The sequence below is a fragment of the Gordonia sp. NPDC003504 genome (genome assembly GCF_053587995.1).
Map to the genome: position 1 here is coordinate 861,859 of NZ_JBSFPC010000001.1, position 20,122 is coordinate 881,980.

The 20,122-nt window shown below is 66.8% G+C and carries 19 protein-coding genes; 11 read left to right on the forward strand and 8 right to left on the reverse strand.

Annotation, left to right across the window (positions count from 1 at the left end; translation table 11 throughout):
- Positions 1-17: 17 nt before the first annotated feature.
- Positions 18-1,517, reverse strand: coding sequence for an APC family permease (locus ACWDPV_RS03850; protein WP_449741815.1), 1,500 nt, complete (start codon positions 1,515-1,517; stop codon positions 18-20).
- A gap of 215 nt (positions 1,518-1,732) precedes the next feature.
- On the opposite strand from ACWDPV_RS03850, the gene eat reads away from it, so the two are divergent.
- The 3 genes from eat to eutC are packed head-to-tail and all read left to right on the forward strand — an operon-like array spanning position 1,733 to position 5,327.
- The gene (eat, locus tag ACWDPV_RS03855) at positions 1,733-3,154 is read left to right on the forward strand and encodes an ethanolamine permease (RefSeq protein ID WP_449741816.1); all 1,422 of its coding nucleotides are present in this window, start codon (positions 1,733-1,735) and stop codon (positions 3,152-3,154) included.
- A complete protein-coding gene (locus ACWDPV_RS03860) occupies positions 3,151-4,557 on the forward strand; it encodes an ethanolamine ammonia-lyase subunit EutB (protein WP_449741817.1) in 1,407 nt (468 codons plus the stop codon). Before eat ends, ACWDPV_RS03860 begins: the two co-directional genes overlap by 4 nt.
- Positions 4,554-5,327 carry an ethanolamine ammonia-lyase subunit EutC gene (gene eutC, locus ACWDPV_RS03865; RefSeq protein ID WP_449741818.1) on the forward strand — a complete coding sequence of 258 codons (774 nt, stop codon included), beginning with the start codon at positions 4,554-4,556 and terminating at the stop codon, positions 5,325-5,327. Before ACWDPV_RS03860 ends, eutC begins: the two co-directional genes overlap by 4 nt.
- Positions 5,328-5,411: 84 nt before the next feature.
- Here the strand turns inward: eutC and ACWDPV_RS03870 are convergent, their stop codons facing one another.
- From ACWDPV_RS03870 to ACWDPV_RS03880, 3 genes are read right to left on the reverse strand one after another with little or no spacing between them, the layout of a single operon-like run.
- Positions 5,412-6,701 (reverse strand): aminotransferase class III-fold pyridoxal phosphate-dependent enzyme, encoded by a 1,290-nt coding sequence (locus ACWDPV_RS03870; RefSeq protein WP_449741819.1) that lies wholly within the window; start codon positions 6,699-6,701, stop codon positions 5,412-5,414.
- Positions 6,698-7,474, reverse strand: coding sequence for a hypothetical protein (locus ACWDPV_RS03875; protein WP_449741820.1), 777 nt, complete (start codon positions 7,472-7,474; stop codon positions 6,698-6,700). The genes ACWDPV_RS03870 and ACWDPV_RS03875 overlap by 4 nt, the downstream gene beginning before the upstream one ends.
- Positions 7,475-7,516: 42 nt before the next feature.
- Positions 7,517-8,344, reverse strand: a complete 828-nt coding sequence (locus tag ACWDPV_RS03880; protein WP_449741821.1) for an SDR family NAD(P)-dependent oxidoreductase — start codon at positions 8,342-8,344, stop codon at positions 7,517-7,519.
- Positions 8,345-8,619: 275 nt separating this feature from the next.
- Between ACWDPV_RS03880 and ACWDPV_RS03885 the strand changes: the two genes are divergently transcribed.
- Both ACWDPV_RS03885 and ACWDPV_RS03890 read left to right on the forward strand, forming a co-directional pair.
- Complete coding sequence (locus ACWDPV_RS03885) at positions 8,620-9,891, forward strand: MFS transporter (RefSeq protein ID WP_449741822.1); 1,272 nt, start codon at positions 8,620-8,622, stop codon at positions 9,889-9,891.
- Between the two features lie 76 nt (positions 9,892-9,967).
- The gene (locus ACWDPV_RS03890; RefSeq protein WP_449741823.1) at positions 9,968-10,594 is read left to right on the forward strand and encodes a TetR/AcrR family transcriptional regulator; all 627 of its coding nucleotides are present in this window, start codon (positions 9,968-9,970) and stop codon (positions 10,592-10,594) included.
- Between the two features lie 13 nt (positions 10,595-10,607).
- Here ACWDPV_RS03890 and ACWDPV_RS03895 read toward each other — a convergent pair whose 3' ends face one another.
- The gene (locus ACWDPV_RS03895) at positions 10,608-11,228 is read right to left on the reverse strand and encodes a TetR/AcrR family transcriptional regulator (protein ID WP_449741824.1); all 621 of its coding nucleotides are present in this window, start codon (positions 11,226-11,228) and stop codon (positions 10,608-10,610) included.
- 116 nt (positions 11,229-11,344) lie between these two features.
- Between ACWDPV_RS03895 and ACWDPV_RS03900 the strand changes: the two genes are divergently transcribed.
- From ACWDPV_RS03900 to trxA, 4 genes are all read left to right on the forward strand, one after another.
- On the forward strand, positions 11,345-11,974 hold the full coding sequence (locus ACWDPV_RS03900) for a class II aldolase/adducin family protein (RefSeq protein ID WP_449741825.1): 630 nt from the start codon (positions 11,345-11,347) through the stop codon (positions 11,972-11,974).
- Positions 11,971-12,801: a phosphotransferase gene (locus ACWDPV_RS03905; RefSeq protein WP_449741826.1), complete on the forward strand. Its 831-nt coding sequence runs from the start codon at positions 11,971-11,973 to the stop codon at positions 12,799-12,801. Before ACWDPV_RS03900 ends, ACWDPV_RS03905 begins: the two co-directional genes overlap by 4 nt.
- A 4-nt stretch (positions 12,802-12,805) precedes the next feature.
- A complete protein-coding gene (locus ACWDPV_RS03910; protein WP_449741827.1) occupies positions 12,806-14,410 on the forward strand; it encodes an FAD-dependent oxidoreductase in 1,605 nt (534 codons plus the stop codon).
- Between the two features lie 65 nt (positions 14,411-14,475).
- A complete protein-coding gene (gene trxA, locus ACWDPV_RS03915; protein ID WP_348806411.1) occupies positions 14,476-14,835 on the forward strand; it encodes a thioredoxin in 360 nt (119 codons plus the stop codon).
- A gap of 21 nt (positions 14,836-14,856) precedes the next feature.
- On the opposite strand, the gene ACWDPV_RS03920 is transcribed toward trxA, so the two are convergent.
- Entirely contained in the window at positions 14,857-15,510 is a 654-nt protein-coding gene (locus ACWDPV_RS03920; RefSeq protein WP_449741828.1) for a TetR/AcrR family transcriptional regulator, read from the reverse strand.
- Positions 15,511-15,638: 128 nt separating this feature from the next.
- Here ACWDPV_RS03920 and ACWDPV_RS03925 point away from each other — a divergent pair, with 128 nt between their 5' ends.
- Both ACWDPV_RS03925 and ACWDPV_RS03930 read left to right on the forward strand, forming a co-directional pair.
- Positions 15,639-16,712: a Rieske 2Fe-2S domain-containing protein gene (locus ACWDPV_RS03925; RefSeq protein ID WP_449741829.1), complete on the forward strand. Its 1,074-nt coding sequence runs from the start codon at positions 15,639-15,641 to the stop codon at positions 16,710-16,712.
- Between the two features lie 32 nt (positions 16,713-16,744).
- A complete protein-coding gene (locus tag ACWDPV_RS03930; RefSeq protein WP_348806407.1) occupies positions 16,745-17,830 on the forward strand; it encodes an NAD(P)H-dependent amine dehydrogenase family protein in 1,086 nt (361 codons plus the stop codon).
- A gap of 219 nt (positions 17,831-18,049) precedes the next feature.
- Here the strand turns inward: ACWDPV_RS03930 and ACWDPV_RS03935 are convergent, their stop codons facing one another.
- The gene (locus ACWDPV_RS03935) at positions 18,050-19,195 is read right to left on the reverse strand and encodes an NAD(P)/FAD-dependent oxidoreductase (protein ID WP_449741830.1); all 1,146 of its coding nucleotides are present in this window, start codon (positions 19,193-19,195) and stop codon (positions 18,050-18,052) included.
- The gene (locus tag ACWDPV_RS03940; protein WP_449741831.1) at positions 19,192-20,082 is read right to left on the reverse strand and encodes a DUF1295 domain-containing protein; all 891 of its coding nucleotides are present in this window, start codon (positions 20,080-20,082) and stop codon (positions 19,192-19,194) included. Before ACWDPV_RS03940 ends, ACWDPV_RS03935 begins: the two co-directional genes overlap by 4 nt.
- Between the last annotated feature and the right edge of the window lie 40 nt (positions 20,083-20,122).

Below are 20,122 nucleotides of genomic sequence, written 5' to 3' on the forward strand. Positions count from 1 at the left end.
TGCGCCACCTTGACGCGTCATCGCAGCGTCGCCAGCGTCAGGACGTCGTCGCGACTGGTCGCGTCGAACACACCCACACCGTTGAACCGGTGCGGCGCGCGCGCGGCGATCAGCGCTACCAGACCGATGGCCAGCAACGTCGATCCGACGTAGATCCCGCACAGGATGCGTCCGTGTTCGACGTCGGTGGTCAGCCCGGTGATCAGCAGCACCGCGATGACCAGGGCGGTCACCGCCCCGAGCACCGCGATGACCCGGCTCGGTTCGCCGATCCGGCGCAACAGTGCGGGCGCCGCGAGGCAGGCGGTGAGGTAGCTGCCGAGGTATCCCAGCGCCGAGAGGGTCAGGAAGTCGCGGATGCCGGTCTGCGGATCACCGCCGCACCACAAGAACACCAACGGCCCGGCGACGATCACGACCATCGCCACGATGGTGGCCAGCGCCGGGGTGTGAAACCGCGGATGTGCCCGACCGAACGCTTCGGGCACCACCCGCTCACGCCCCAGCGTGAACAGTACCCGCACAAGCGCATTCACCGACGCCAGCGCGCACGCGAAGAACGACGTGGCGATGCCGATGTCGAGGACCACCGACGCGACCCGGGTTCCGTCGGCCAGAAACAACGCGGCCAGCGGAGTCGGTGAGTCGCGGACCTGTTGTGGCGCACCGAACATCGCCACCGACTGGGACACCACCGCCAACAGGTAGATGACGCCTGCAGCAATCGGGGTCCACAGGACCGTGCGGGGTACCGTCCGAAACGGCCTGCGCGCCTCCGCCGACAGCGTCGTCGCCGATTCGAATCCCACGAAAGCACTCACGGCCACAACGATGTTCAACCCCATCGACCCGACGTCGATGTGCGGGGTGAACACCTGCGACCACGACGCGTCACGATGGGAGGCGCCGAGCCAGATCATCAGCGCAACCATGATCACCACGGCAACCACCTCGACGGCGAGAATGACCGCGGCCGACACCTTGACACCACGCACCATGAGCAGGGTCATCACCACGGCTGCGCCGATCACGATGAGGCACATCGCGATCAATGACACGCTCGTCGACGCCCCGATACTCACCGCGATGTGGTTGAGATACAGACCGACGGCCATCAGCCCGGCCATACTCACCGAGCCGTAGCCGAGGATCGCCGACCACGCCGTCGGCAACGCCACCCGTGGGCCGAAGCCCTGTGCGACGTAGGAGTACAGGCCACCGACGACGGCGAGTCGCTGCGCCATCGGTCGGATGCAGCAGGCGACCGCGACGATGACCACCATCGCGACGAGAAACGACACCACTCCCCCGGTGCCGCTGATGGCGACGATGACGAACAACGGCGTGACCGCCGATGTACCGGCCGGGGCGATGGCCGCGACCGACTGCGCGAAGACGGGTATGAATGGGAGTTGCCGACGCGTCAATCCGCGGACCGGGGACTCGTCGGAGACGAGCGGTGATTCGGGGTTCGGCGTCTGGGAATGCGGTGGAGTGGACCGGGGCGTGGAAGACATATCGTCTCCACGGTGACCGAGCGCAGATGTCCGCGCATCGTTTTTGTGTTTCATCCGTGTTAACCGGCCTGAGAATCTTTCGGTCCGGCATTCTCAACCGGCCTTACCTCGACGCCACTGTGATGTGACACACAGTCCGTAGCGTCGGTCGTCGTTCATCCCCACGCGAGAGGCGACGGCACTCTCGCGCTCGACCGACCGAGAGGATCGCTGGAATGAGCATGACCGAATCCGCCCGCGACACCGCCGCGGCCACCACCGATTACCTGGACAAACGTCGCCTCAAGACCGGGACCGCCGGATGGGTGCTGCTCGCCGGGCTCGGCGTCAGCTACGTCATCAGCGGCGACTACTCCGGATGGAACTTCGGCCTCGGCGAGGGCGGTTTCGGCGGCCTGGCGATCGCCGCCGTCATCATCGCCGCGATGTATCTGGCGATGGTGCTCGGTATGGCCGAGATGAGTTCGGCCCTGCCCGCCGCGGGTGGCGGGTACACCTTCGCCCGCCGCGCGCTGGGGCCGTGGGGCGGTATGGCGACCGGCACCGCCGTTCTCATCGAGTACGCCATCGCGCCGGCCGCGATCGCGACGTTCATCGGTTCTTACGTCGAGTCGCTGCACCTGTTCGGCATCACCGACGGGTGGTGGGTGTATCTGGCGGCGTATGTGCTGTTCATCGGCATCCACCTCGCCGGTGTCGGCGAGGCTCTGAAGGTGATGTTCGTGATCACTGCGATCGCGTTGCTGGGTCTGCTGATCTTCGCGGTCGCCGCGATCGGCGACTTCTCCTGGGGAAACCTCACCGACATCGCCCCCACCGACGCCGCCGGCGCGAGCGCGTTCCTGCCGCACGGTTACCTCGGCATCTGGTCGGCGATCCCCTTCGCAATCTGGTTCTTCCTCGCCGTCGAGGGTGTCCCGCTGGCCGCCGAGGAGGCCAAGGACCCGGCCCGCAACGTGCCACGCGGCATCATCGCCGCGATGTGCGCCCTGATGTTCACCTGCGCGCTGGTGCTGTTCCTGGTCTCCGGGGCCGGCGGCGCCGACGCCATGCAGGATTCGGGTAATCCGCTGGTCGAGGCACTGGGCGGCGGCGCCGCGCACACCGTGGTCAACTACATCGGCCTGGCCGGACTCGTCGCGAGTTTCTTCTCCATCATCTATGCCTACTCCCGTCAGCTGTTCGCCCTGTCGCGGGCGGGCTACCTGCCGAAGTCGTTGTCGGTGACCAACTCTCGCAAATCGCCCACCCTTGCCCTGATCGTTCCCGGTGTCATCGGTTTCGTCCTGTCGCTGACCGGTGAGGGTGCGATGCTGCTCAACATGGCGGTCTTCGGTGCCGCGCTGAGCTATGTGCTGATGATGATCAGCCACATCGTGCTGCGTGTCCGCGAACCCGACATGCCGCGGCCGTACCGCACCCCCGGCGGCATCGTGACCACGTCGTTCGCCCTCGTCGTCGGGGTCGCCGCGGTGGTGGCCACCTTCCTCGTCGACATCACCGCCGCCACCGGCTGTCTGATCGTGTTCGCACTGTTCATGGGCTACTTTGGCTTGTACAGCCGCAAGCGGCTCGTCTTCGCCAGCGCCGACGAAGAGTTCGAGGCCATTGCCGACGCCGAAGAGGGACTCTCGTGACCTACAGCCACACCGTGCGCGGGCACACCCATCAGTTCGCCGACCTCGTCGAGGTGATGGCCAAGGCCACACCGGCCCGCTCCGGCGACGAGTTGGCCGGCTGCGCGGCCGAGTCCGATGCCGAACGTGCCGCCGCCGCCTGGGTGCTCGCCGACCTTCCGTTGACCACCTTCCTCGAGGAGATGGTGGTCCCGTACGAGTCCGACGAGATCACCCGGCTGATCATCGACACCCACGACGGTGCGGCGTTCGCGGCGGTGTCGGATCTGACCGTCGGTGGGTTCCGGGACTGGCTGCTCGAGCAGGTCACCGCGGCCGGTGGCGCGCAACGCCTGCGCGCGGTGTCCCCCGGCCTGACCCCGGAAATGGTTGCGGCGGTGAGCAAGCTGATGCGCAATCAGGATCTGATCGCAGTCGGCAAACGGATCGAGGTCACCTCGGCCTTTCGCACCACGATCGGATTGCCGGGACGTCTGGCCACGCGTTTGCAACCGAATCATCCCACCGACGATCCGCGCGGTATCGCGGCGGGCATGCTCGATGGGCTCCTGCTCGGCAGCGGTGACGCCGTGGTCGGAATCAACCCGGCGACCGACTCACCGCAGGCCACCTCCACACTGCTGGAGTTGCTCGACGAGGTGCGCACCCGCTTCGAGATCCCGATGCAGTCGTGTGTGCTCTCCCATGTCACCACCACCATCGGACTCATCGAGGACGGCGCACCCGTCGACCTGGTGTTCCAGTCGATCGCCGGAACCGAGGGCGCCAACCGGGGTTTCGGTGTCGACCTGGCGATCCTGTCCGAGGCCAACGAGGCCGGGCGATCACTGAAACGGGGCACCGTCGGCGACAACGTCATGTACCTCGAAACGGGACAGGGATCGGCTTTGTCGGCTGGCGCACATCTGGGAACGGGCGGTCGTCCGGTGGATCAGCAGACCCTGGAAACCCGTGCCTACGCGGTGGCTCGTGCGCTCGACCCGTTGCTGGTGAACACCGTCGTCGGATTCATCGGCCCCGAGTACCTGTTCGACGGCAAGCAGATCATCCGCGCGGGGCTCGAGGACCACTTCTGCGGCAAGCTCCTCGGACTGCCGATGGGCGTCGACGTCTGCTACACCAATCACGCCGAAGCCGACCAGAACGACATGGACACGCTACTGAGCCTGCTCGGGCTGGCCGGGGTCTCCTTCGTCATCACCGTTCCCGGCGCCGACGACATCATGCTCGGCTATCAGAGCCTGTCGTTTCACGACGTGCTCTACCTGCGTGAGGTGATAGGACTGCGTGCCGCACCCGAGTTCGAGGCGTGGATGCAGCGAATCGGCATGGCCGACAATCAGGGTCGCGTCCTACCGCTCGACCCGGCATCCTCTCCCCTGCGCGGATTGGCGGCATCATGAGCACCGGCAATGTGCCCGCGGATCGGTCCGGGGAGATCGGCGACGATCCGTGGGATCCGATGCGCCGCCTCACCCAGGCCCGCATCGGTTTGCAGCGCAGTGGTTCCGCCCTGTCGACCACGGACGTGTTGAGGTTCCAATCCGACCATGCAGCGGCCCGCGATGCCGTGCACACCCCCATGTCCACCGACACCATCCTCGACGGCCTGCGCGGCCTGGGCCTCGGCGAGCCGGTCACGGTGAGCAGTCGCGCAACCGACCGCGCGGAGTACCTGCGTCGTCCGGATCTGGGACGGGTGCCCGATGACCTTGTCGCTGTCCGGAATTCGGGAGCGGATATCGGCATCGTGTTGGCCGACGGGCTGTCGGCGACCGCGATCGACGACCATGGCGTCGCCTTGGCGGCCGCGATTGTCGAGGCGGTGTCGCCAGAACGCACTGTCGCACCGCCGGTGATCGCCACCCAGGCACGCGTCGCCCTGGGCGACCACATCGGCGAGGCGCTGGGCGTGGAGGTCATGATCGTCATCATCGGCGAACGACCCGGACTGTCGGTGGCCGATAGTCTGGGCATCTACCTGACCTACGGCCCACAGCCGGGACGCCGTGACTCCGAACGCAATTGCATCTCCAACATCCACCCGCCCGACGGGCTCGATTACGCGGGGGCTGCGCGCATCGTCGCGGCCCTCGTCGACGGAGCCCGCAAGCTGGGTGCGTCGGGAATCGCATTGAAGGACACATCGGTCGCCATGCCGATGGTGGAGTAGCCCTCCCGCCGGTCGCACCATGGGCGACGCAACCCGCGGATGGGAATGGCGCCGGCCGCCCCGACCGCGGCCGGCGCCATCAGGTCACACGATCGCCGTGAACGCCGCGTCGGCGACCTCCAGGGTTCGCGTGATGTCGTCGTGCGTCAGAGACGCGTTGATGAAGTGATTGTGATGCGAGGTCAGGAAGACGCCTCGCTTGACGCATTCGGCAATCCATCTCTGGTGCAACATGAGTGACGGGTCGTCGGCGATGCGCAGGTAAAACAGTGCCGGTTCCCCCGAGGCGACGAGTGTCAGACCGTGCGACGCGGCGACGTCGACCAGGCCGTCGGTGAGGGCGGTACCCAACTCGCGGAAGAGCTTCGGTGCGTCGAGGGCCTTCAGTTTCTCGATGGTGGCCATTCCGGCCGCGAAGGGGATGGCGCTCATCCAGTAGCTGCCGGTGTAGGTGATCGAGCTGACCGCCGAGCGCAGACTGTCCTTACCGCACAGTGCAGAGACGTTGTATCCGTTGGCGATTGCCTTGCAGAAGCAGATGAGGTCGGCTTCGAATCCGTAGAAGTGGTCACTACCGGCCAGATCGAGGCGGAAGCCGGCCCGGACGTCGTCGACGATGAGGACGACACCGTGTTCGTCGCAGAGCTTGCGGACCTCGGCCCAATAGCCGGGCTTGGGCAGTTCGTTGTCGGCGAAGTTGCCGTGTTTGTACGGCTGCGCGATCAACGCCGCGATCTCGCCACGGTTCTCGGTGAATACCGCACGCAGAGCGTCGATGTCGTTCCATCCCACCTCGATGTTGCCGCCGACGTCCTGCGCCAGCACCCCGGGGTAGTCGAGTTTCTGCGTCCACGGATGCACGCCGTGGTAGTAGCCGGAGAAGAACACGATGCGTCGTCGTGCGGTCGCGGCTCGTGCCGTCATGACGGCGAGCGTGGTGACGTCGCCGCCGTTCTTCGCGAAGAAGGCCCAGTCGGCGCTGGCAACGGTGTCGACCATCAGCTCGGCGAACTCCACCAGCTTGACCGACGGTACCGAAACCGTATCCTCTTTGGCTGCTTGCGCATTGGCGGCCGCAGCCACATCCGGGTCTCCGTAGCCCAGTACGTTGGGGCCGTATCCGCACATGTAGTCGATGAACTCGTTTCCGTCGAGGTCCCAGAATCGGGTGCCCTCGGCGCGTTCGGAGAACTTCGGGAACGCCGACCGCGGGATGTGCATGCCCTCCGTCGGCGACAGGTGACCGTAGATGCCGCCGGGAATCACCTTGACGGCACGATCGAAGGCGTCGTTGCTCTTGCGGTAACTGTAGGTATCCGAAGAGGATTCGAGGTCGGCGAGCTCTTCGCCGCCGGTGATGGTCGACTCGGTCATTGGTCGTGGTCTCCGAGGTAGGCCCCGACCCGGTCGAGGATGCGGTTGAGATTGTCGATGAGGGGAATGAGGCCGGTCATCGAGATCCGGCCGTCGCTGACACACGACAGCGAGTTCTCGCGACCGCTCAGGACGTTGCCGGCGACGTCGAGGTCGGCGAAGCGCAGCACCGCGGTCGGCGCCGACGAGGTGATCGTGGTGCGCCGCATCACCGAGTTGGCGACAGCGAATCGGTAGGTCCGATCCTCGCCGATCTGCATGTCGATTCGGCCGTCGGGCATGTGTGCGGCCGAGAATCGCCCGCTCTCATCGTGATTCGCGACGACCGACAACGCGCCGGCCACCACCTCCAACATCAGCAGGGTGCTGGTCTCCCGGAAGTGCGGATCGCTCAACCGGCTGTCGTCGGGCTGCAGGTACTCCGACAGCAGCTCCGTGAGGGGTGTGAACACCGTGGTGAGGAAGCGGAAACCGCGAGGCCCGGTCACCGGGATCGGCTGCGACGCCCCGTCGACCACCGCGTTCAGATGCCCGGCGGAGGTGAAGAACAGGCTGGGACCGGATGCACCACCGCCGGAACGAATACCGTTGGGGCCGAAAGTATACCGTGCGCCGAGTCCTCCCGGTGCCCGAAGCGTCAATGTGACGTCGGAGTCCAGTTGCGCCAGAATCGTCCGCGCCTCGACCACCAGGTCGGCGAGTGTCGGCAGCGCGCCGAACACCGCCTCGAGGTTGATCGACGCGCGTACTCGATCGTCGAAGTCGAGCAACATGAGATGTCTGCCTTTCTCTGCCGGCTTTCTCTGCCGGCCAAGTCATTCCGCGGGGGTGGTTGAGGTGGCCCCGACCGCCAAGGTCAGTCGACGGGGGGCGAGTTTGGCTGCGAGGGCCTGCAGGCGATTACCCCGTCCGACGGTCACGACGGGATCACCGCCACGGTCGAGGGCCGCGAACGCGGCGTCGAGGACCTCGTCGATCGCGCCGACCCGTCCGACCTTGAACCGATCGGATCCGGCGGCCTCGAAGAATTCGGTGTCGGTGGGCCCGGGGCACAGAGCCAGTACGCGTACTCCGGTGCCGGACAGCTCTTTCCAGATCGCAGCGGTGAGCGAGGTGACATAGGCCTTGCATGCGGCATACACCGCGATGTTCGGCACCGGCTGATGAGATGCGGTGCTCGACACCATGATCAACGCACCCCGCGTACCCGCGGCCACCAGCGACGGCAAGAATCGGCGGGTCAGCAGTGTCGGCGCGACGACGTCGACGGCGATCTCATCGGCCAGCCGGGCCGGGTCTTCCTCGATGAACGGGCCCGCGGTACCGAAACCTGCGCAGTTCACCAGGATTCCGACCGCGATGCCCTCGCGGTCGAGGTGCTCGCCGAGCGTCTCCGCTGCCGTGGGGTCGGTCAGATCTGCAGGTACCACGGTGGCGGTGACGGAGTGCGCGTTCTCCAACTCGGCGGCCAGCGCGTCGAGTCGGTCGGCTCGCCGCGCCACCAGCACGACGTCGTGGCCCTGCCGGGCGTATCGGGTGGCGAAGCCCTTGCCGATTCCGGAGCTCGCTCCGGTGACCAGGACGGTCGGTGGAGTGGACATGGAGATCCCTTCATCGTCGTCGGCCACGGAGGTGGTCCGCATCGTCGGAGACAGTGTGCCATCAAGTCTGGACAGTTGCTCAGGAATTAGGGTAGGTCACCGTCGGCGCCGTCGGGTTTCCGAAGTGTAAACACTGTTCGGACGCTCTTGCCCTGTTCGATCCCAGGCCCCCTAATGAAGATAACAGGACATCAGTCCAGATTTCGTACCCCGAGTTTTACCCCGCAGAACCGCGCAGCAACACACATATTCCGACACGGGTGCACAGGCCGGCACACACGCGCGACAATCAGTCGACGACCACGAAGGATCCTCGAATGCAGATCACTCCCACCGGGTCCGACGCCATCGGACAGCAACCCGCACTGCGGGTTCGCAAGGCGGCCGCCGCGTGCGGATACGCCGCACAAGGCCTCGGCTACGCCGCGGTCATGACCGCGTTGCCGTCGTTCCAGAACACCTGGGACATCAATGACCAAGGCGTCGCCCTGATCCTGCTGGGAACCTGCGTGATGGCGGGCGTCGGTTCGATCGCCGCGGACCTGATCTCGGTGCGGTGGGGCAGCCGCGTGGCGGTGTGCGCGGCCCTGACGGTTCAGGCGGCGGCCATCGCGTCCATGGCGTTCGCGCCGGCGTTCGCGATCTTCATGGCGTCGGCCGTCATCTACGGCATCGGACTCGGGACGATGGACGCCGCCCAGAACATCCAGGGCACCATGCTCGAGGCCCGCACCGGCAGCCCGTACCTGGGCAGGCTCTTCGCCGCGTACACCGCTGCCGCCGCGCTGGGCGCCGTCGCGATGAGTGGGTTCCTGTCGACGGCCGCGGGTGCGGTCGGGGCGCTGTTGACCGCCGCCGCCGTGCAGATCGCGGTGGCGGCGTTCGGGGTGATGGGGCTCGACCCGTCCCGCGAACAAGCCGCACCCGAACTCCACCCCGACCATCACGGCGCGGCCTCGCCCGCCGCGAACAGCGAGAACACCGCAGGCGATGAGCCGCGGCGAATCCCGATGCCGCGCCGATCCATCTGGCTGGTGGGACTGACTCTGATGGCGATCTTCATGCTCGACTCCGCCGTGGCGACATGGAGCACCGTCTATCTCACCAACGCATTCGACAACCTGGCCAACCTCGCGCCGCTGGGCTACGCGATGTATCAGGTCACCACGCTGGGTTCCCGACTCGTCACCGACCGCCTCGAGGTTCGCTTCGGCGTGACCCGGCTGGCGTGGGTATCGCTGGCCATCGGCATCGCGGGATGCGCGGTGATCGCCGCCGTCCCCGCGTTCGCCGGCGCCATCGTCGGCCTGGCCATCGCGGGTGTCGCCGGCGGCATCCTGATCCCGGTCACCTTCGCGGTGGCCGGGCGCATCCTGCCGGCCCGCCGCGACGAGGTGATCGCGCGAGTCAACCTGTTCAACTATGTGGGCGTGATCCTCGGGGCGGTAACGATCGGTGCCGTCGCGTCCGGATCGGGAATCGGCCTGGCCTTCCTGATCCCCGCCGCCGGACTCGTCGCGGTCATCCCGGCGGTCCGACGACTCGACTCCACCCGTTGGCGGCCGGCCGCCGAAGTGCCGGTGAAATGATCTTCAGAGCCCACCTCACCCACCCCACACCCACGGAGAGATCCCACCGAGTGATCGCAACGACGATTTCGCACCGATGAGCGGCAACCAGACCAGTGAGCGGGGCGTCCGCGAACGCAGCCGCCAACGCCGGCAGAAACTCCTCGACGCGACCATCGAGATCATGGCCGAGCAGGGACTCGCCGCGGTGACACACCGCGCGGTGGCCGCCGCCGCCGGCCTGCCCGCCTCGTCGACGAGCTACTTCTTCGAATCCATCGACGAGTTGATGGGTGAGGCGGTGTCGGAGGCGATGGATCGCGAGGTCGCCCGGCTCGGCGCGCTCGAGGGAGCGGTCGGCGAGGGCTCGTCGACGCGACGACTGATCGACAGCTTCGTCGACTTCATCCGCAACGAGGACGATCCGCACACCATCGCCCAGTTCGAGATCTACCTCTACGCCTCCCGCAAACCCGAACTGCGCGAACGCGTCGTCGCCATCATCAACGCGACACGCGACGTCGCCGGCCGGGCGCTGAGGGCCGGTGGGGTGCACAATCCCCTCGCCGCCCACGCCATGCTCGCGATGATCGACGGATTCTCCCTCCATCGGATCGCCGATCCCGGCGGGGAGGATCTCGAGGGTCTCCTGTTGGGGCTACGCGCGCTGATGGTCGGGTTGTCGGCGCTCGAGATCGTCGGGGAGTCCGGTCATCAACGCTGAGGTCGGTGGCCCGTCACCGCTGATCGAGGTAGGCACGCAGCATCGTCTCGAGTTCGGCGAGCAGCGCGGCGTCGGGTTCGTCGCCGGCGAACGCCTCGTGCATCACCGCATCGGCGGCGGCGAAGACGATCCGCACGACGGCCATGTCGGTCCCGGGCATCCCGCAACGGACCATCAGTTCGCGCAGCTTCTCCACCATCCGCGCCTTGTGGGCGCGCCCGCCGTCGGCGGCCACCGCACCCATCGCGCGGACCAGGCGAACACTGCGTTCCTCGGTGTAGATCTGCGCGATCCGGCCGATCACCTCGCGCACCGGATCGTCGACCGCGCCCACCTCGACACGATCGATGATCGCGTCCATCTGCGCCTCGATGCGTTCGTGGTAGCGGGCGACGAGCGCAGCGACGATGGCCTCGCGATCCGGGAGGTACTGGTGCAACGCCCCGACCGACAGTCCCGCCTCCTCGGCGACACGGGTCAGGGTGAGCGCTTCCACGCCGTCGCGGCGTGCGATCACGTCAGCGGCGACCAGTGCGCGGCTGACCTTTTCCCGCGACCGCGTCTGAGTGGGGACTCGACGCAGCGGCACCGAATCGAGGTCGGCGCCCACTGAGTGATCGGACGGTTGAGACATCTTGGTGATCCTATCCAGCGAGGTGCGCGCCACGTGAAATCAGACTTGACTTTGATTTCGCAACCCCTGAGGGTGGACGAGTGATATCCGAAACCACCCGCACCCTGTGCGCGCGCGTGGCCGCAGCGTCGCGGCACCTCGGTGACCTCGGCCTTTTCATCGGCTCGGCCGGCAACGTCAGCGCCCGTGACGGCGATCTGGTCGCCATCACCGCATCCGGCACCGTCCTCGGCGAGGCAGGCGTCGACGACATCACCGTGGTGAACCTCACCGGCGACATCGTGGCCGGCAATCACCGACCCTCCTCGGAGATCGAGCTGCATCTCGGCGTCTACCGGCAGCCGCAGTTCACCGGGATCAACGCGGTCGTGCACACCCATTCGCGATTCGCGACCGCCGTCGCGGTGGTGTGCGATGAGTTGCCGGTCATCCACTATCAGCAGCTCGGACTCGGCGGCTCCCTGCGTGTGGCCCCGTTCGAGACCTTCGGTACCGAGGCACTCGCCACGGCGGTGCACTCCGCACTCGACGGCCGGTTGGGCGCACTGATGGCCAATCACGGCGCCGTCGCTCTGGGCAGCGATCTCGACAAGGCCGTCGACAACGCCGCACTGCTGGAATGGCTCTGTGAGTTGTATTGGCACGCACACGCACTCGGAACCCCCCGCACGCTGGACGACGAGCAGCAACTCGCGGTGATCGAGCACGCCCTGCGCATCCGCTACGGGCAGAAGGACACACCATGAGTCATCAACTGGGCCGTCCGATGGCCACCGGTCGTACCAGCGACATCTATCCCTGGGGAGAAGCCAAGGTACTCAAGGTCTTCCGCGAGTCCCGAACCGACACCGCGGTCGCGGCCATCGACAAGGAGGTGCACGACTCGATCGAGGTGCACACCCTCGGGATCACGCCGATCGCCTGCCACGGCAAGCTCCTCCTCGACGACGGGCGGGTCGGCATCATCTTCGACCGGGTCGCCGGCGATCCGCTCACCACCGTCGCCGAGCGGCGCCCGTATCGAATCCCGGCCGTCGCGCGGTCGCTGGCCCGCGAGCACATGCGGATTCATTCCCACCGCAGCACCGCGTTCACCGACACCCGGGAGGTGGCCGTCGATCTGCTGGATTCCGAACCACTCTCGGCGCTGACCGAGCAGGAACGGGCCGCGGTGCGCCGCCGGATCAGGGCGCTACCCGGTGGGAATTCGGTGCTGCACCTGGATTTTCACCCGCTCAACGTCTTCGAGCACGACGGTGGTCTGGCCACCATCGACTGGCAGTCCACCGCCGCGGGCGTGCCCGCCACCGATGTCGCGGCGACGCGACTGCTGTTCACCGAGGCCGAACTTTTCCCGGGTATCTCCGCCATCCAACGCGTTGTCTACCAAAGCGTTCGCCGGGTGATGCTGCACTTCTATCTCGCCGAGTACCAGAAACTGTCCGGGATCGGTTCCGCCGATATCGACCCGTGGATGATCGCGGTGCGTGTCCTGCGACTCGGCTGGCTCGACGTCGAGAGCGAACGCGACGATCTCCTGCGGCGAATCCGCGCCGACATCGAGGAGCACTGACACGATGGCGACCACGACCCTGCACCGCACCGATTTCGGTGGTGGCACAACCACAGTCGACGTGCTGGTGATCGGCGGAGGGATCACCGGAGCGGCCGTGGCGTACGAGGCCGCGAGCCGCGGTCTGGAGGTGGCGGTGGTCGAACGCGACGACTTCGGCGGCGCGACGTCGGCGGCCACCGGGAAACTGATCCACGGTGGGCTGCGCTATCTCAAGCAGTTCGACGTGCGCCTGGTGCGGGAATCGCTGGCCGAGCGGCGCACGCTGATGTCGATCGCCCCCAACCTGGTCAGCCCGATCGGAATGGTGCTCCCGGATCCGGGGATCGTCGAACGCGCCGGGCTGACCGCCTATGACCTGTTGTCCGCGGACCGCAACCGCATCGCCGACCCCACCAAACACATTCCCCGACACCGCATTCTGAGCCACGACGCCCTGGTGGCCCGGGGATTGCCCAGCCTGGACTCCGGCGCCCTCTTCCACGACGCAATGATGGCGTTCCCGGAACGACTCACCCTGGCCTTCCTGCGCAGCGCCGCCGCTCACGGCGCACTCCTGGCCAACGGTGTCGGTGTGGAGACGATCATCGGTGGCGCCGGGCGTGTCGTCGGAGCCCATGTGCGCGATCACCTTTCGGGTCGGGTGGGTGAGGTCCGGGCGCGCGTCACGGTCAACGCGACGGGTCCGTGGGCTCGTGACGTGCTGGCCGCGAGTCCGATCACCGAACAACTCACCGGACCGGAACCGACGGTGCGATCCGAGGGGATCTACCTGGTCACCCGGGAGTTGTCGCCGACGATGGTGCTGACGGTGTCCGGCCACCGACATTTCAGCTTCGCACCGTGGCGCGGACTGTCGTTGGTCGGTCCCACCGAGACGCCGTACCACGGCGCGGTCGACGAGTGGCGGCTCACCCGGGCGGCCGTGGTGAAATTCATCTCGGCCATCAACGAGGCGTCGATGGTGCCGGTACACCTCGACATCGACGACGTGATCACCGCCTACGGTGGGCTGCGCCCGCTGACCGAGCAGGCCGGCGAGGACACCTACAACGCCAGTCGCGCATCCGAACTCGTCGATCACGCCAAGCAGGGGATGGCCGGGATCGTCTCCGCCACCGGCGGGAAGTACACCAATTCCCGCGCCTTCGCACAGAAGGCGGTCGATTCCTTGGCCCGTGGTGCGGGATTGTCGGTCTCGCCGAGCACCACCGCCACCCGCCTCCTCGTCGGATGCGAGGGCACCCGGCGTTCGGCGTTGACGAGCACCGCCCTGGACGCGACGTCCGTCGCCATCGTCGAGGAGATCTACGGCAGCGACGCGCCCGCGGTGATCGGACTCGCCGACGAGCGGCCCGAGTTGGCCCGCGCGGTGACCCATGACGGCATCCCGCTGGCCGCCCTCGTGCATTCCGCCAGGCACGAATCGGCGCGGTCGTTGACCGATCTGCTGATCCGCCGCACCGGCATCGGCACCGCGGCACCGCCCACCGACGACGACCTCGCCGAGATGGCGCGCCTCGCCGGAGCGGAGTTGGGGTGGGACGACGTCCGGGTCGTCGCCGAGGTCACGGCCACACGGCACGCACTCGGTCTTCCCGATGACTGATGTCGTATACCCCACAGGGTATTGGATCAGGGAATATGTCGGCACCACGCATCATTGAACGTCCCATGAGTACACGTGAGATCACCATGGAGAACTTCTCCGAGACCGTCGACGCCGAGGGCATCGTCCTCCTCGACTTCTGGGCCGGCTGGTGCGGCCCGTGCCGCATGTTCGCGCCCGTCTTCGAGAAGGCGGCCGAAGCCCACCCGAGCATCGTGTTCGGCAAGGTCGACACCGAGGCGCAGCAGGAGCTGGCCGGCGGGTTCGGCATTCGCTCGATCCCGACGCTGATGGCCTTCCGCGACGGCGTCATGGTCTTCAACCAGGCCGGCGCCCTGATGGCCCCGCAACTCGAGCAGTTGATCAGCGCCGTCGAGGGACTCGACATGGACGAGGTGCGCGCGCAGGTCGCCGCCGCCGAGTGACCGGCCGATGACCTGCGACGCTCAGGGCCGGTCCGTGCCCGGCGCGTTCGTGGCAGACGGGTCCAGGTAGGCCGCGATCGCGTTGGCCAGTCCTCTGCGGGCGACGTCGAGGTCACTGTAACTGCCGAGCTGCTTTTCCGAGACCAGCCCGCGCACCGCGCCCGGCAGGAACTCGGCCACCTCGTGCACCCGGGCGGGATCGACACCGAGATCACCGAAAAGTCGCTGGCACGCCTCATTCCACGACGGTGACCACGACGCGAACTCCGCTGCCGTCTGTGGGTAGAGCCGTACGAGTTCGGCCGCATCCCGCGGCAGCGCCGCTCGCAGTGTCTCGATCGCACGGGAATCCGACGCGGTCAGCCCCTCGTACATGAGGTCGACGACGGCGTGCACACGATCGGCGATCGGGGTGCCGGGCGGGACGTCGCGGACCGGGAGGTCGCCGCGGCGTTCGGCGGTGCGACGCAGCACCGCCGCCCACAGGCCGTCGATGTCGCCGAACTGATATTTGATCGCCCCCCAGGTGGCCCCGATGTCCTTGGCGATCCGATTGCCCGACACCGAACCCGGATCCCCCGAGGCCAACGAGGTGACCGCAGCGTCGAGCATCGCGTCGCGCGTCGCCTGCCCCCGCTTGTTGGGGCGTCGGGCGCTCACCTCGGCTTCTGCCATACCGGGCATCGTACCCAGCACCCCCTTTTCATAGAACCCTCTTGTGTTTTTTCGCAGAGGGTTCTACCTTTCTGACCAGAGCGTGCGACATCAGCCCCCGCCGCGGTCATCGAAGGGACACACCACCAGTGACCAAGACACCCCTGTCCATGGAGCCCACCGGATGGTTCCAGGTGGCGTGGTCGAACGAGATCGCGGTCGGCCAGGTCCACCGGATGACCTACTTCGGCCGCGACATGGTGGCGTGGCGATCGGCCTCCGGCCGGTTGTCGGTCTTCGACGCCTACTGCGAACATCTCGGCGCCCACCTCGGCTACGGCGGTACCGTACACGGCGAGAACTTGCAGTGCCCCTTTCACGGATGGCAGTGGAACAGCGAGGGCCGCAACGTCTGCATCCCCTACGAGAAGCGACCCAACAAAGGCCGGCGCATCCGGAGTTATCCGGTGGTCGAACGCAACGAGTCGGTGTGGATCTGGCACGACAAGCACGGCCGCGCACCGCATTTCGATGTCCCTGACGTGTTCGTCGGTTTCGGCGACGACGCCGAGGCGGCCCGCCTCTACTACCGGCCGGTGCCGGCCGCCATCCGCTGCTGGCGAGGAGTGGAACTACACCCGCAGTACGTTCTCGAGAACGGCGTCGACTTCGCGCACTTCACCTTCGTGCACGGCACCCCGTTCATGCCGGAGTTCACCCGGCACGACTTCGACGGACCGGTCTCCTACGTCGATTTCACCATCGCCTTCGAAGCGGGCAAGACCCTCGAAACCGCCGGTAGCGGAGTGTATTCCATCAACGCCGGCCTCGGCTGCTCGGTCACCAAGTCGTGGGGGATGATCTCCAACCGCACCATGCCCGCGGTCACCCCCGTCGACGATGCGACCTGCGACGTCCGATTCACCGTGTGGATCGGACGCAAACCCGGCGAGGAGGACGCCGGCGACATGACCGACTACGGCCGGGCGATGGCGGATCTGGTGATCGAGCAGTTCGCCGCAGACGTCGAGATCTGGTCACACCAGCGGTACTCCGATCCACCGGCGCTGTCCCGCAGGGAGTTCCGCGGTTTCACCGCACTGCGGGAGTGGGCGCGCCAGTTCTATCCCGACGACGGCGTGCCCATCGATCTCGATCCCGCTTGCCCACACAGTGGGGCGATCGTCCCGCTGCATCCCTCGGCCGTGTCCGCGTCGGCCTGACGCCTTACTCACCGAAGAGAGGTCACACGTCCATGAGCAGCGACACCAAGATTCGGGTATTCCAGGTTGCCACAGGCAATCTCGGCACCGAGACGATCGGTCGGATTCAGCGGCACCCCGATCTCGAACTCGTCGGGTTGCACTGTTACACCGCCGACAAGATCGGCCGGGACGCCGGTGAGATCGTCGGTCTGGACCCGATCGGTGTGACCGCGACGGGGACCGTCGAGGAGATCATCGCCGCCGAACCCGACGTGTTGACCTTCCACGGCGTCTTCCCCGATGAGGCACTCTACGAGCGCGTGCTGGAGGCCGGCATCAACGTCGTCACGACCGCGGACTGGATCACCGGCTATCACCGCGACACCAACTGGTCGCACCCGTCCGGACGGAAGGTCAGCGAGGTCATCCAATCGGCCTGCGAGCGAGGCTGTTCCACGTTCTACGGCACCGGGATGAACCCGGGACTGAATCAGATCCTCGGCATCGTGCACACCGCCGACGTCGCCGAGATCCAGAACGTGACAGTCATCGAGTCGGTGGACGTGTCCTGCCATCACTCGGTGGAGACGTGGAAGGAGGTCGGATACGGACGCTCCGTGGATGATCCGTCGATTCCGGAGTCGCTGCACAAGTACACGGCGGTGTTCGCCGACTCGGTGTACCTGATGGCGGACGCATTCGATCTCGAACTCGACGAGGTGACCTTCAACTACGAACTCGGGGCCTGTACCAAGGACATCGATCTGGGCTGGTACCAACTGCCCAAGGGTTCGCTCGGCGCCAACTACATCTCCTACCGGGGGATGGTCGACGGCGTTGCACGGATCGAGTCACACCTGGAATGGCAGATGACCCCGCACACAGATCCGGCGTGGGACATCAAGTCCTGCTACATCACCCAGGTCACCGGCGATCCCAGCATCTACAGCAAGCACATGATCTTCCCGCGGCCGGGCGTCGATCTGTCCAAACCCGAGAACTTCGCGTCGATCGGCATGACCGTGACGGGCATGCCGGCGCTGAACTCCCTCCGGTCGGTGGTCGCCGCCCGACCCGGCATCATCACCAGCACGGACCTGCCGTTGCGTGCGTTTGCCGGACGTTTCGCTCTCTGACACCTCCGGTTGGAGAAGATGTCCGTGCTCCGGACACGACGACGCCCCGATCTCGGAGATCGGGGCGTCGTCGGTATCGGACTACTACTTCACGCCACTGAAGATGAACAGCAGGGCGTCGAGCACAGAGTCGTTGGACGCAATGGCATCCCACAGAACGTTGTCGACCATGGTGAGATCCTCCCTCTCTCGGCGGTACCGAATCCGAGCGTACAGGTGTCAGTCCTCGTCGGGTGGGCTCGCCTCCCACACGCCTGGTCGATCTCGCACACCCCGATAAATGCCCCGGCGCACGATGATCGGCCACAGGACGGTCCGCACCGACCATGCCGGGAATCGGAACGCACGGCCGTTCGGGGCGAACACCTGCAGCCCATCGGTCTGGGGTCCGATCACCGATCCCCAGCGACGACGCGGCGGCCGGTAGGAACGCAGCCGGCGTCCGGCCAGATGAGCACGCACATTGCGGGCGACGAGGCGGTCGGCGCGGTTGCGTGCCGACGACCGCAGCGGATCGGTGGCCGCCACGTCGCCGACGGCGAACACCTCCGGATGATCCGGGATCTGTAATCGTGGTGTGACGGTGACGAATCCGCGGTCGTCGAGGATCTCCGCCGGCACCCACCCGGTGTTCGGCGTGGATGCGCCGACCGCCCAGATGATGACGTCGGCCTCGGCGTCGGGTTGTCCGGTGCTCCAGCGGACCCGTCCGGTGCCGATGTCGTCGGTGTCGACGCCGGTGAGTTCGGCCCGGTGACCGGGGTGCAGCCCCACCCCGGCGGTCTCGAGGCGTCGTCGTAACGTGGTCCAGACGCGTCGATGATGCTGCCGCAGCGGTGTTTTTGCGGGGAAGTACAGGTCGACGCGGATGGTCGGGAAGCGCGTCGCGATGTTGCTCGCGGCGCTCACCGCCGAGGCTCCCCCGCCGACGACGATCACCGACGTCGCCTCCGCGATCCGACGGTGGTGCGCGGCCAGGTCATCGCGCACCGTGGCAGTGGACCGGAGGTCGGTGGTGCGCCAGAATCCGTTGCGTACGCCGGTGGCGATCACGAGGGCGTCGTACGGCTCGGTCAGCGTGCCGCCGGCGGCGGTGTCGACGGTGACCGTCCGTCGGTCCAGGTCGGCACCGAGTATGCGGCCCTTGATGATTCGAACCTCATCGAGCTTGCGGTAGTTCCGATACGGCAGCGCGTACTCGCCGGCCCAGACATCCGGCCGGGCCAGTCGCAGACCGAGTTCCTGACCACTGATCAGTGCGTCGGTCGGCGAGATGCCGACGACGTCGACGTGACGCGACAGCGCAATGGCGGTGAGCGTGCCGGTGTCTCCCATCCCCGCGATGACGACCCGAGGTCGTGTCATCGGCCTGCGACGCGTGCCGGCCGCGGCGGGCGCGGAACGAACATCGACACCCGCGCCATCACCTCGGCGTAGGCAGGGCGCCGCTCGAGGCTGCGCTGCTCCATCATCGGGATGCTCGCACCGAGGAACATGGCCAGCATCACCACCGCACCGACGAACATCCACCATGCGTCGCCGGGAACAGCGGCGATTCCGAAGAGGGCCAACGAGAACCAGAAACCGAACTCACCGAAGTAGTTCGGGTGCCGCGACCACGACCACACGCCTCGATCCATCACCGCGCCGGGCTCCGCGTCCGCGGTGAACACACGCAGTTGCCGATCGGCCAGTGTTTCCAGGGCCACCGCGCCGAGTCCGACCACCGTGGCGACGACGACCAGCCACGGCAGCCGCACGTCGGGCTCCCGGACGGCGACGTACACCGGCATCAGAGCGACGAATACCTGCAGGGTCGGGACCAGATGGATGGCCGTGAGGTCGACGACGAACTCGGCACGACCGGCGCGCCCGCGCAGCATCGGGTACCGCCAGTCCTCGTGATGCAGACCCGGGAACGTCCGAATCCAGTTGATCGTCAGTCGCACCGCCCAGATCGTGACGACACCGACGATCGCCCAGCAATGCCACGCCCCGATTCCGGTGTCACCCCGGACCCACCACCAGATGACCAGCAGAGGTGGGATGACACTCCAGTACGCGTCGTAGAAGCTCGAATTGTGGTGGAGCCGACTGAAACCGAAGATCACCAGGGTGGCGAGTACATCGGCGATCAGCGAATCCAGCCACCGCATGCCGGTGCCGGGTCCCCAGATCAGCCAGATCAGGCCCACCCCGATCGCCAGGACGTACGCGATCACGATCCGGACGAAAGCAGCTGTGCGAGTCATTGTCCGTGATGGTAGGGCCAATGCCGAGGGCGCGGGCCGC

Bases quoted from the DNA above. Each gene is read 5' to 3' on its own strand.
- ACWDPV_RS03895 (WP_449741824.1), bottom strand. From the start codon at position 11,228: ATGTCTCAACCGTCCGATCACTCAGTGGGCGCCGACCTCGATTCGGTG.
- ACWDPV_RS03875 (WP_449741820.1), bottom strand. From the start codon at position 7,474: ATGTTGCTCGACTTCGACGATCGAGTACGCGCGTCGATCAACCTCGAG.
- ACWDPV_RS03890 (WP_449741823.1), top strand. From the start codon at position 9,968: ATGAGCGGCAACCAGACCAGTGAGCGGGGCGTCCGCGAACGCAGCCGC.
- ACWDPV_RS03880 (WP_449741821.1), bottom strand. From the start codon at position 8,344: ATGCGGACCACCTCCGTGGCCGACGACGATGAAGGGATCTCCATGTCC.
- ACWDPV_RS03935 (WP_449741830.1), bottom strand. From the start codon at position 19,195: ATGACACGACCTCGGGTCGTCATCGCGGGGATGGGAGACACCGGCACG.
- trxA (WP_348806411.1), top strand. From the start codon at position 14,476: ATGAGTACACGTGAGATCACCATGGAGAACTTCTCCGAGACCGTCGAC.
- ACWDPV_RS03920 (WP_449741828.1), bottom strand. From the start codon at position 15,510: ATGGCAGAAGCCGAGGTGAGCGCCCGACGCCCCAACAAGCGGGGGCAG.
- ACWDPV_RS03870 (WP_449741819.1), bottom strand. From the start codon at position 6,701: ATGACCGAGTCGACCATCACCGGCGGCGAAGAGCTCGCCGACCTCGAA.
- ACWDPV_RS03885 (WP_449741822.1), top strand. From the start codon at position 8,620: ATGCAGATCACTCCCACCGGGTCCGACGCCATCGGACAGCAACCCGCA.
- eutC (WP_449741818.1), top strand. From the start codon at position 4,554: ATGAGCACCGGCAATGTGCCCGCGGATCGGTCCGGGGAGATCGGCGAC.
- ACWDPV_RS03940 (WP_449741831.1), bottom strand. From the start codon at position 20,082: ATGACTCGCACAGCTGCTTTCGTCCGGATCGTGATCGCGTACGTCCTG.
- ACWDPV_RS03930 (WP_348806407.1), top strand. From the start codon at position 16,745: ATGAGCAGCGACACCAAGATTCGGGTATTCCAGGTTGCCACAGGCAAT.
- ACWDPV_RS03850 (WP_449741815.1), bottom strand. From the start codon at position 1,517: ATGTCTTCCACGCCCCGGTCCACTCCACCGCATTCCCAGACGCCGAAC.
- eat (WP_449741816.1), top strand. From the start codon at position 1,733: ATGAGCATGACCGAATCCGCCCGCGACACCGCCGCGGCCACCACCGAT.
- ACWDPV_RS03905 (WP_449741826.1), top strand. From the start codon at position 11,971: ATGAGTCATCAACTGGGCCGTCCGATGGCCACCGGTCGTACCAGCGAC.
- ACWDPV_RS03910 (WP_449741827.1), top strand. From the start codon at position 12,806: ATGGCGACCACGACCCTGCACCGCACCGATTTCGGTGGTGGCACAACC.